The organism is Nocardioides sp. NPDC057772, from assembly GCF_042798075.1.
In the GTDB taxonomy this organism is placed as follows: domain Bacteria; phylum Actinomycetota; class Actinomycetes; order Propionibacteriales; family Nocardioidaceae; genus Nocardioides.
Window position 1 is genome coordinate 1 of the sequence record NZ_JBHVKN010000178.1, and the last position, 10629, is coordinate 10629.

Annotated in this window: 7 protein-coding genes; 1 reads left to right on the forward strand and 6 read right to left on the reverse strand. The window is 73.4% G+C overall.

Going from position 1 to position 10629, the window contains the following annotated elements; genetic code table 11:
• Positions 1 to 48 precede the first annotated feature (48 nt).
• The 6 genes from ACFVJS_RS22065 to ACFVJS_RS22090 are packed head-to-tail and all read right to left on the reverse strand — an operon-like array spanning position 49 to position 8670.
• A complete protein-coding gene (locus ACFVJS_RS22065) occupies positions 49 to 1233 on the reverse strand; it encodes a VWA domain-containing protein (RefSeq protein WP_378884929.1) in 1185 nt (394 codons plus the stop codon).
• Positions 1230 to 3491, reverse strand: coding sequence for a DUF5682 family protein (locus ACFVJS_RS22070; RefSeq protein WP_378884932.1), 2262 nt, complete (start codon positions 3489 to 3491; stop codon positions 1230 to 1232). The genes ACFVJS_RS22065 and ACFVJS_RS22070 overlap by 4 nt, the downstream gene beginning before the upstream one ends.
• A complete protein-coding gene (locus ACFVJS_RS22075; RefSeq protein WP_378884935.1) occupies positions 3488 to 4576 on the reverse strand; it encodes an AAA family ATPase in 1089 nt (362 codons plus the stop codon). Before ACFVJS_RS22075 ends, ACFVJS_RS22070 begins: the two co-directional genes overlap by 4 nt.
• The gene (locus ACFVJS_RS22080; RefSeq protein WP_378884937.1) at positions 4573 to 6036 is read right to left on the reverse strand and encodes a DUF5691 domain-containing protein; all 1464 of its coding nucleotides are present in this window, start codon (positions 6034 to 6036) and stop codon (positions 4573 to 4575) included. The genes ACFVJS_RS22075 and ACFVJS_RS22080 overlap by 4 nt, the downstream gene beginning before the upstream one ends.
• Positions 6033 to 7364 (reverse strand): SWIM zinc finger domain-containing protein, encoded by a 1332-nt coding sequence (locus tag ACFVJS_RS22085; RefSeq protein WP_378884940.1) that lies wholly within the window; start codon positions 7362 to 7364, stop codon positions 6033 to 6035. Before ACFVJS_RS22085 ends, ACFVJS_RS22080 begins: the two co-directional genes overlap by 4 nt.
• Before the next feature lie 49 nt (positions 7365 to 7413).
• Entirely contained in the window at positions 7414 to 8670 is a 1257-nt protein-coding gene (locus ACFVJS_RS22090; protein ID WP_378884943.1) for a lipopolysaccharide biosynthesis protein, read from the reverse strand.
• A 121-nt stretch (positions 8671 to 8791) separates the two neighbouring features.
• On the opposite strand from ACFVJS_RS22090, the gene ACFVJS_RS22095 reads away from it, so the two are divergent.
• A complete protein-coding gene (locus tag ACFVJS_RS22095; RefSeq protein WP_378884946.1) occupies positions 8792 to 10468 on the forward strand; it encodes a hypothetical protein in 1677 nt (558 codons plus the stop codon).
• Positions 10469 to 10629 lie beyond the last annotated feature (161 nt).

Here is a 10629-nt window from a genome sequence, read left to right on the forward strand (position 1 = left end):
CCGTTTCTGCCGTCTCGGCCCGCGGGGATGACGGCTCGATGGAGGGGGTCAGTCGGTGGGAGCGGCGGTGGTGATGTCGTTCTCGCTGGCCCAGGCGCCGAGGTCGCGTTTGTCGATGGCGGCGGCCATGAGATCGGGGAAGAGGTCGGGGGTGCAGGCGAAGGCGGGGATGCCGAGGTCGGCGAGCGCGGCGGCGTGGCCGGCGTCGTAGCTCGGGGCGCCGGAGTCGCTGAGGGCGAGGAGCGCGACCATGGTGGCGCCGGAGTCGGTGATCTCGCGGGAACGTCGCAGCATCTCCTCGCGGATCCCGCCCTCGTAGAGGTCGCTGATCAGCACCAGGACGGTCTCCTCGGGCTGCTCGATGAGGCTTTGGCAGTAGGCGAGGGCGCGGTTGATGTCGGTGCCGCCGCCGAGCTGCACGCCGAAGAGGACGTCGACGGGGTCGTCGAGATCCTCGGTCAGGTCGATGATCTCGGTGTCGAAGGCGACCAGCTTGGTCTCGACCGAGCGGAGCGAGGCGAGCACGGCTCCGAAGACGCTGGAGTAGACGACCGACTCGGCCATCGAGCCGGACTGGTCGATGCAGAGAATGATGCGCCGCTGCGTCTGCTGGGCCTTGCGGGCGTGGCCGACGAGGCGCTCGGGCACGACGGTGCGGTGCTCGGGCAGGTAGTGCTCGAGGTTGGCCGCGATCGTACGTCCCCAGTCGATGTCCGCGGGTCGCGGACGACGGGTGCGCGCGGCCCGGTTGAGGGCGCCGGTGACCGCCTGCACCGTCTGGGAGCGGAGCCGGGACTCGAGCTCGTCGGTGACGGTGCGTACGACGGCTCGGGCCGACTCGCGGCTGTGCTCGGGGATCACCCGGCCGAGGCCGATGAGGGTGGAGACGAGGTGGATGTCGGGCTGTACCGAGTCGAGCATCTCGGGCTCGGTGAGGAGCTGGTGGAGGCCGAGGCGGTCCATCGCGTCGCCCTGCATCACCTTCACGACCGAGGTGGGGAAGTAGGTGCGGATGTCGCCGAGCCACCGAGCGACCCGGGGAGCCGATCCGCCGAGCCCGGCGCTGCGGCCCTTCGGCTGCTCGCCGTAGAGCTGCTCGAGGGCCTCGTCGCGGGCGCGGTCCTCGGCAGTCAGCGACATGGGGGTGCCGCCGGCACCTGACCCCAGGGCCTCCTCGGCGTCGCCGCCGAGCACCAGGCGCCAGCGGGTGAGGCGGTCGCGTTCGGTGGTCATGCGGGCTCCAGCTGCAGCAGGTCGGCGACCCGCGCGGCGGCGGGCAGGGCGAGGTCGAGATCGAGGGTGGCGGTGTGATGGAGGTCGGTGGCGGCGTCGAGGTTGCGTACACGGCCACCGATCTGGCGGCGCTCGGGCGACTGGAAGCGCGAGAAGGTGCGGCGCAGCAGCGGCAGCAGGTCTTCGAAGGTGGTCTCCGCGACGCTCGCGACCCACTCGTCGAGGAGCCGGAGCAGCTCGATCTCGTGGAGCAGGAGCAGCGCCTCGCCCTCGAGCAGCCCGTCCACCCAGGCGGCGGCGTGCTCCGGCGAGGTGCCGTGGGAGAGGTGACGGCTGAGCCGCGCGGAGACGGTCTCGATGCTCACCTGCTCGGAGTCGAGGAGGATGCGGTTGACCCGTCCGGCGAGCAGCCCGTGGACCTGATCGTCGGCGGCGAGTGCGAGGAGAGCCTGCTCCCAGGTCGCCACCCACGCCGGAGGCGAGGATCCGGCGGGCGCCTCGCCGACCAGCGACACCCCGCGGTGGGCGGCGTCGAGCGCGCCCTTCATGGCTGCTGCTGCGTCGTCGTCGAGCGAGGTGCAGGCGGCCCGCAGCCCGGCGGCGGCGCGGAGCACCACGGTGTGGAGCACGCCGGCGACCACAGCGGTGTCGGAGCCGCGTACGTCCCCATACCTCTGCGTCCGCGCCAGCGGCTCGATCGCCCGGAGCAGGGAGAGGGTGTCGTGCTGGTGCGCGGTGCGCTCGGCGAGAGCCGTGATCGCGGCCTCGAGCCCGGCGGGGAGGTCGGCGACCAGCGCCTGGTCGATGAGCTCGGCCAGTGTGCCGAGGTCTTCGGCCTGCGCCGCACGCTCGGCGACGAGCCCCTCGGCCGCGGCGACGACGGTGGTGCCGTAGAGGCCGGCCTCGACCAGACGTACCGCGAACTCCGGCTGCCACTGCAGCGTCCAGGCCTCCTTGAAGGTGCCCTTGGTGCCACCGCGGTCGGCCTCGGTGGCCCAGTCGATGCCGAGCAGCCGCAGCCGGTGGAGCAGCAGCGACCGTTCGCGCTGGGTCTCGCGGCGCAGGTCGAGCACCACGGTGGTCTCGGCGGCGGAAGGCTTGAGGCGGAGCCGCTTCTGCTGGCGGGCCAGATCCTGGGCGAGGGGCACCAACGGCGCCGACTCGGGCACCTGGCCGAGCTCCTCGCCGACCACCAGCGTGCGCTCCACCAGCGCCAGCGGCAGCCGCGAGCCCTCGCACAGCACCGCGACGGTGGCGTCCTCGAGCTCGTCGAGACCGGCGGATGGCCGGCCGCGAACCGCGGCGAGCGCTTGGGCGAGGCGTACGGCCTCCACGACCGTCGCGGGAGCCGCGGCGAGTCCCTCGGCACGGAGCACCCGAGCGACCCGGGTGAGCCAGCCGGGCACGACGTCGTCGGGGGTGCCGGCGTGCCAGTGGGCGTAGAGGTGCTGGTACCAGCCGGGGGACGTGACGCCCGCGCCGTAGCCGGAGTCGGCAGCGAGCCGGCCGGCCGTCCAGGGCGCCCAGGTGGCGGTGACCTTGATCTTGGGCAGGCCCTTGAGCAGGGCGTTGTCGTCGGCGACCTTGGGCCAGGCCGACGGGTGCAGGACCGGGGCGTGGTAAGCGCCGCAGATCATCGCGACCCGCTCACGGCCCTCGCGTCTTGCCGCGCGCAGCACCTTGCGCATGTACGCCTCGCGCCGCTCGTTCTCGCGATCGACCGGATCCTCGGTGCGGATCTCTGCCATCGCCTCGCGGATCGCGGTGAACCGGCCCAGCGACGACTCGGCACGGTGCTCGACGGCGTCCTCCCAGAAGCGCTCGGGATCGTCGTAGCCGGCCGCCCGGGCGAGCCGCGAGATCGGATCCGAGCCCGCCAGTCGAGGCTCGGGCCGCTCGTCGCTGGCCTCCTCAGACGGCACGGTCGGGGCCAGGAAGTGTGTCGCCGGAAGATCCGCGAAGCGGACGTCGACGCGGCGCTCGAGCGCCCAACGCATCGCGACCCACTCCGGGGAGAAGAACGCGAACGGGTAGAACGCCGAGCGCCGCGGCTCCTCGACCGCATAGACCAGTGCCGCGACCGGCGGGACCAGCTCCGGGTCGCCCGCCAGCCCCAGCAGCGCGTCGAGCTCCGGTGGCCCCTCGATCACGACCAGGTCGGGGGAGAGCTCCTCGAGCGCGGCCTCGACCGACCGGGCGGAGCCCGGCCCGTGGTGGCGTACGCCCAGGATCTCGAAGGCGCAGCTGCGCTCGGTCACACCAGCTCCCGGCAGGCGCGGTAGAGGTCGGCCCAGCTCGGCCGGTCGCGGACCACGGTGTCGAGGTATTCCTGCCACACGATCCGGTCCTGCACCGGGTCCTTCACCACCGCGCCGACCAGCCCGGCCGCGACGTCGTCGGCGCGCACCACGCCGTCGCCGAAGTGCGCCGCCAGCGCCACCCCGTTGGTCATCACCGAGATCGCCTCGGCGGTCGAGAGGGTGGCGGAGGGCGACTTCACCGACGTACGTCCGTCGGCGGTGACGCCCGAGCGGAGCTCACGGAAGATGGTGACCACGCGCTCGATCTCGGCGAGCTGGCTCAGGTCGGCGGGCAGGGCGAGCGAGGCGCCGAGCTGCTCGACCCGGCTGCGGACGATCGAGACCTCGTCGTCGAGGGTGTCCGGCAGCGGCAGCACGACCGTGTTGAAGCGCCGCTTGAGCGCGGAGGAGAGGTCGTTGACGCCCTTGTCGCGGTTGTTGGCGGTCGCGATCAGGTTGAACCCCTGGCGCGCCTGGACCTCGTCGTCGAGCTCGGGGACGGGCAGCGTCTTCTCCGAGAGGATCGAGATGAGGCCGTCCTGGACGTCGGCGGGGATGCGGGTCAGCTCCTCGATGCGGACGAGCGCGCCGGTCTCCATCGCCCGCATCACCGGGCTCGGCACCAGCGCGTCCCGCGAGGGGCCCTCGGCGAGCAGACGGGCATAGTTCCACCCGTAGCGCAGCGACTCCTCCGGGGTGCCTGCGGTGCCTTGGACGACCAGCGTCGAGTCGCCCGAGATGGCCGCGGCCAGATGCTCGCCCACCCAGGTCTTGGCCGTGCCAGGAACGCCGAGCAGCAGCAGCGCACGATCGGTGGCCAAGGAGGCGACCGCGATCTCCATGAGACGGCGGGCGCCGACGTACTTCGCGCTGATCGCCGTGCCGTCGGGCAGCTCGCCGCCGAGGAGGTAGGTGGTCACGGCCCAGGGGGAGAGCCGCCACTGGGGCGGGCGGGGCCGGCCGCTCGCGGCATCGTGGGCGGCCAGAGCGGTGAGCTCGTCGGCGTAGGCGTCCTCGGCGTGGGCGCGAAGAATGTCGGTCACTGGAAGGCCTCCGTGATGGCGTGGACGAGGGAGAGGTGCTGGATGAGCTGGTTGCGCTGCTTGGCGAGCGAGTCGGGCAGCCGGTGCAGGTCGGGCACGATCTCGGGCGGCATCCGCGCGGCCAAGGTGGCGACCGACCGGGTCAGCTCGCGTTCGCGGGCGGTGAGGAGATCCAGGATCGTACGGCTGAAGTCGAGGCTCCACGGCCCCGGAACGGCGCGGAGCCGGGCGGAGATGGTCGTCCCGCTCGTGCCTGCCGCCGCTCCGGTGAGGAGCTGACGCAGCACGATCGCCTCCCGGTCTGCGTTCGGCACGATCTCGAGAAGCTCACCGCGGTGGACGTCGTCGACCAGTGCACGGGCCCACACCTGGTCGCGGCGGGCGATGACGGCGGCGATGATGCCGGCGCGGGCGTCGGGGTCTGTGATCATCGGCCAGGTCGCCTCGGGGTCGCTGCCGGTGGCATCGGTCCAGACCTCGAGCGGGGCACCTGCGGCCAGCTGTGTGAGCCAGTGGCCGCGTTGGGACCGGCCCTTCGGGGCCTTGTCGAGCCCGTCGCGCCTCGCCGCTGCGTCGGCCTCGGCGGGCGGCTCGACGTGGAGCGTGCGGCGCACGACCCCGGTGACGGTGATGAGCGGGCGGAGCAGCGCGCCGAGCCGCTGCCCGCGCGCCGAGCCGGGCAGGGCGTCGAGCAGGAGCCGGGCGGCGACCCGCACGTCCGCACCCCGGTCGTCGAGCGCACGCTCCAGGAGCGGCTCGTCCTCGAGGCTGAGACCGGTCCGGAGCGTCTTGATCAGGGTCGCGCGGTCGGCGGCCTTCTCGCTCGCCCAGACCGACTCGAGCCGTTCGCGGGCGGCAGCTGGGTCGTCGGCACGCAGCCGGGTCAGCATCTCGGCCCGAGCGACGGTCGGTTGCCGCGCCCAGGCTGCGTCGTCGAGGAGCTCCTCGCCCGCACCGGCAGCCGCTCGTGCCGAGGCGATCATCGGCCGCCACCGGCGCCGGTTGGCGACCAGCCAGGCCCCGCGCGCGTCGGCCGCCGTCAGCGCGTCGCGGTGCAGCTCGGGCCGGGTCAGCGCCTGGTCCAGCAGCCGGGGGAGCAGCCGCGACGGCACCCGGTACCCGGCAGCGTTCGCACAGGCCAGCCAGTGGCCGAGGAGGTCGCCGCGCAGGTCGGCGCCGCCGGGGGTCTGGTGCAGCACCAGCTCCAACAGCTGTACGCCACCAGCCGGTGCCACCGGCAGCCGATCGGCCGGGGCCGCCGCCGGCGCGGACCCGGTGCGAAGCGGTCGCCCCGAACGCACCATCGCTCCGCCCAGCGCCGCCGCGTCGAGCAGCGCCGTCTGCGCGGAGGCCCCACGCCGGTCCGGCACCGTCTCGGGTGCCGGGGGCACGCTGCGCCGCGCCGTGCCGAGCACCGCGGTCGCGGCGACCGCGTCCCACCACTCCTCGATCGTGGTCACAGCGCCACCAGCTCCCCGTCGTCGGATCCGTCCTCGACGCTCACCACGGTGAGCACCCGCAGCCCGCCGTCCTCGATCTCCCCGAACGCGGTCACCGGATGACCCCCGGTCAAGGCCAGCAACCGCCACCAGGTCCCCGGCTCGCCGAGCAACGGCACCTGGTGACCGGCGTCGTCCACGACGTACGGCAGCTCGTCGCCCTCGGGCACGCACGCGGCGACGCGGACCACGACCGGTGCCCGGTCGGCCCACGGGTTGCCGGCCCGGATTGCCGCGAGCGCCGCTCGGGCGCCGGCGAGATCGGTCGCGCTGCCGAGGTCGGAGGTGGCGGGAAGCGCCTCCGGCTCCGAGGCCAGCACCACCCGGCGCGGCGCATGGCCCGGATAGAACCCGACCGAAGCCGCCAGCCGGGCTCCGGCGAGCCGGGCGATCGGCAGCGGGTTGCCGCCCGCCGCGAAGTCGAGGAGGAGCGCGGTCTCGCCCGAGTCGGAGCGCAGCCACGTCCGCTGCTCGATCAGGTTGCCGCGCTCGTCGCGATGCGCCCCCAGCACGGTCCACACGTCGGCCTGCACCCCGGCCTCCAGCACCTGGGCGCTCGGCATCGCCCAGCCGACCACCACCCGCAGATCACCCTGGGTGTCGGCGTCGAGCGAGTCCCAGGACCGCCACGCTCGGGCCGCGGTCCACCAGCGGCCGATCTCGATCAGCAGATGCTCGGCCCAGTCCTCACGCCGGTTGACCGCGGCCGCCATCTCCCGGACCCGCTCGCCGAGCCCGGGCAGCTGCGCGTCGACCAACCGGGACGCGGCCGCGTCCCACCAGGTCCACGGCTGCGTCTTCGCGGTGGCGAGCCCGCCGCGCGCCAGGTCCTCCAACCACAGCACGAGGTCCTCGACGCCGCCGTCCATCAGCGCCCGGCGCTCGGCGGCCCGTCTCGCCTGGGCAGCCCGGTCCACCGGCTTGGCCGGTGCCGAGGCACCCTCGGCGGCGCCCTCGGCCCGAGCGGCACGCTGGGAGGCCCACTCCGAGGCGTACGCCTCCGGCTCGTCGGCCTCGCCCACCTGAGCCCCGGCCCACAGCAACAGCAGCGCGATCGCGTGCTTGCACGGGAACTTCCGCGACGGGCACGAGCACTTGTAGGCGGGGCCGGTGAGGTCGACGCTCACCTGGTAGGGGCTCTTGCCCGATCCCTGGCACTTGCCCCAGACGAGCACGTCGGTGGCGCCGGTCTCCGACCAGGGGCCGGGGACGGCGAGCTTGCGGGCGGCGTTGAGCGACCCGGCGTCGGGGGCCGCCTTCTCCACGGCGTCGATGGACCAGCGAGGCATGATGCGCACATCTAAGCCTGCCGCGCCGACAGTTTGGTGAAGTCGCAGGTCAGCCGCGGTTGGACGGGTGGCTGAGCCGCCAGAACGTGACCGTCAGCAGCACGGCGGCGAGGGCGGCGTCGATGCTGAGGACCGCCCAGACGAGGCCCTCCACGGTGGTCTGCATCGCACCCAGGGCCACGACGGCGGCGACGGCGATCCAGAGGAGGTACGCCGAGATCCGGCTGCGCCGGGCCAGGACCGAGTAGACGAGCAGCTGGAGCACGGAGAGCACCATGCCGAGGATCGCGAAGACCCAGAGCAGGTCCTCGATCTCGGCGTAGTCGGGGCCACCGATGAAGATCATCGCCAACCACGACAGCAGCCAGGAGCCCGCGATCGCGCACGCGCCCAGACCGCCCACGAGGGCCAGTGACTTGACCAGCGCCGAGCGGCGGCTCGCCTCGGCCGACATCGACGGGAACGCGATGATCACCACGAACTGCGGCAGGAACAGCACCGCCTTGGTGAGGATCAGGCCACCCGCGTACAAGCCGGAGACGTGGTCGGAGAGCACGTTGCGTGCGATCAGGATGTCGACGTTGGAGAGCGCGAAGAAGCCCAGCAGCGCGATCGAGCCGTGCAGCATCTCCACCACGACGGGCTTGATGGGGCCGGGCTTCGCCTCGGCAGAAGCAGATGTACGCCGCCGCAGCACCCACCACCCGACGACCGCGGGCGCGAACTGGGCGAGGGCGACACCGGCCATCGCGGCGCCCTCGGTCGGCCGCACCCACATCGCGGCGGTGGCGACCACGACTCGCGGCATGCCCAGCGCCAGGTAGACCATCGCCAGGTCGAGCCAGCGACGCTCGCCCTGCAGCACCCCGGCCTGGCCGCCCATGATCGTCAGCGGCACCGCACACACCGCGACCAGCATCGCCGGATAGATGGAGTCGAGCCGCAGCAGCCGCCACACCAGCGGCGAGGCGGCGAGCATGACCACGCCGACCACGACGGCCGCCCGGTAGGTCGCCCGCAGCACCGTCCGCTCGATGGCACGCTCCTGGCCGGGCGTCTCGGTGACCCGTCGCGACGCCGTCGCCTGCATCCCGAGCTGGACCACGCCGACGACGAGGAGCAGCGACATCATCGACGCGACGCCGCCGTACTGTCCCGGGCCGAGGATCCGCGCGGCGATGATCTGGAAGCCGTAGGTCGCGACGTTGGTGACCATGATGCAGACGGCGAGGAAGCCGCTGCTGCGGATGAGCGCGGACAGCCGGCGCCGGCGGGCGCTGGTCGGGCTGGCGGTCATCGTGGGCACTTGGAAAGCCTAGGCCGCCTCGGGCCACATGCCGGCACCGGCATCCGCCCAGGATCGGAACTCGTTCGCCACAAGTGACGTCTCGGCCTGCGGAAGTGACGTCTCGGCTTAGGGTGGCCGCGTGAGGGAGCGGGTGGTGCCTACGGCGTGGGCGGGCGTACTCGCTCTGCTGATGCTGGGGCCGGCGCTGGGGCCCGGGTTCGTGCTCAGCTACGACATGGTGTGGGTGGCCGACCTCGCGCTGACCCGCGACGTGCTCGGGCTCGGTTCGGGCCTGCCGCGCGCCGTACCCTCCGACGCGGTGGTCGCGGTGCTGGACGAGATCGTCCCGGGCCTCCTGCTGCAGAAGATCGTCCTGGTGGGAGCGCTGGTGCTCGCCGGGGCCGGGGCCGCGGAGCTGGTGCGCGACCGCTCGCTCGCCGCCCGGCTGGCGGTGGTGAGCCTGACCGTATGGAGTCCGTACGTCGCCGAGCGGCTGTGGATCGGCCACTGGCCGATGCTGCTCGCCTATGCCGCGGTGCCCTGGCTGGTCCTGGCCGGCCGCCGCGGGGCGGCGGGGGGGCGGGGTCCGGTGTGGATGCTGCCGGTCCTGCTCGCCGGGAGCCTGAGCGCGAGCGCCGGCATCGTCACGGGTGCCGTCCTCCTCGCCACCGGCCTGCGCCGTGGCCGCCGGCCGGTCCGGCTGCTGGCCGCGGTGGCGGTGGTCAACGCACCTTGGCTCGTCGCCGGCCTGACCCGCACCGCGGAGGCCGCCTCGGCCACCGGGTTCGACGTCTTCGCGCTGCGCGGCGACGCGCTGCCGGCCCCGCTGGCGGCGCTGTCGCTCGCCGGGATCTGGAACACCTCGGTCGTCCCGGCGAGCCGCGAGGGCTGGGCGGCCTGGGCGGGCCTGCTGCTCGTCGTGGCGCTCGTCGCGGCCGGTCTCCGCCGGTGGTGGGCCTCCGACGGTCAGCGGGTGGCGGTTCTGGCGCTCTGGGTCGCCGGCCTGGCGATCGCGCTCGCCGGCTGGGCGGCGTCGGCAGCGCTCGACGCCCTCGCCCACGACGTCCCCGGCCTGGCGCTGCTCCGCGACAGCAGCCGTCTGCTGCCGCTCTGCCTGCCGCTGCTGGTCGTGACCGTCGCCAGCGGCGTCGACACCCTGACCGAGAGACTGCGCGGCACGGCTCCCCGCTGGGCGGCAGCCGTCGTCCTCGCGCTCGCGCCGGTCGCCGTGCTCCCCGACGCCGCCTGGGGCCTCGCGGGTGGCATCGGCACCGCCGACTACCCGACCGAGTGGCGCCAGGCACGCGCGGTGCTCGCCGAGGAGACCGCCCCGGGGGACGTACTCGTCCTGCCCTGGTCCGCCTACCGCGCGCCTTCGTGGAACGGTGGCCGGCCCGTGCTCGACCCGCTGCCGCGGATGATCACCCGCTCGAGCGTCGTCGACGGCGACCTGACCATCGGCAGCACGGTGGTGCCGGGGGAGGACCGGCGGGCGGAGGCGGTCGCCGATGCGCTCACCGGGACCGACGCCGGGGGGCAGGCCGACGCCCTGCGCCGGCTCGGGATCGGGTACGTCATCACCGACCGGTCCGCGGGCGAGGCGCCGCGGATCGCCGGCGAGGTCGTCCACGAAGGTGGTGATCTGCTCGTGCAGCGACTGCCCGGAGGCGATCACTTCACACCCGAGGTGACGGCCGGTCCGGCAGTGATCGGAGCGTGGGTGGCGTACGGCCTGGCCTGGATCGGAGCCACAACATCAACAGTTCTGCTACTGATCAGTATGGTTCGCCGCCAGACTGCTAGGGTTCGCCGCTAGGAGAGGGAGGTCACATATCCATGGGCAACATCATTGCCATCGTCGCCAGCATTCTTGTGGGCGGCGGAGTCGCCGCAGCGACCATCGTCGGAGTCGTCACCAGCAGCACGGACAACACCGTCGAGAATCCTCCGAGCGTCTCTGAGTCGACGGTTCAGTAC

Coding starts and splice junctions, on each gene's coding strand:
- ACFVJS_RS22065 (WP_378884929.1), bottom strand. CDS start 1,233: ATGACCACCGAACGCGACCGCCTCACCCGCTGGCGCCTGGTGCTCGGC.
- ACFVJS_RS22085 (WP_378884940.1), bottom strand. CDS start 7,364: ATGCCTCGCTGGTCCATCGACGCCGTGGAGAAGGCGGCCCCCGACGCC.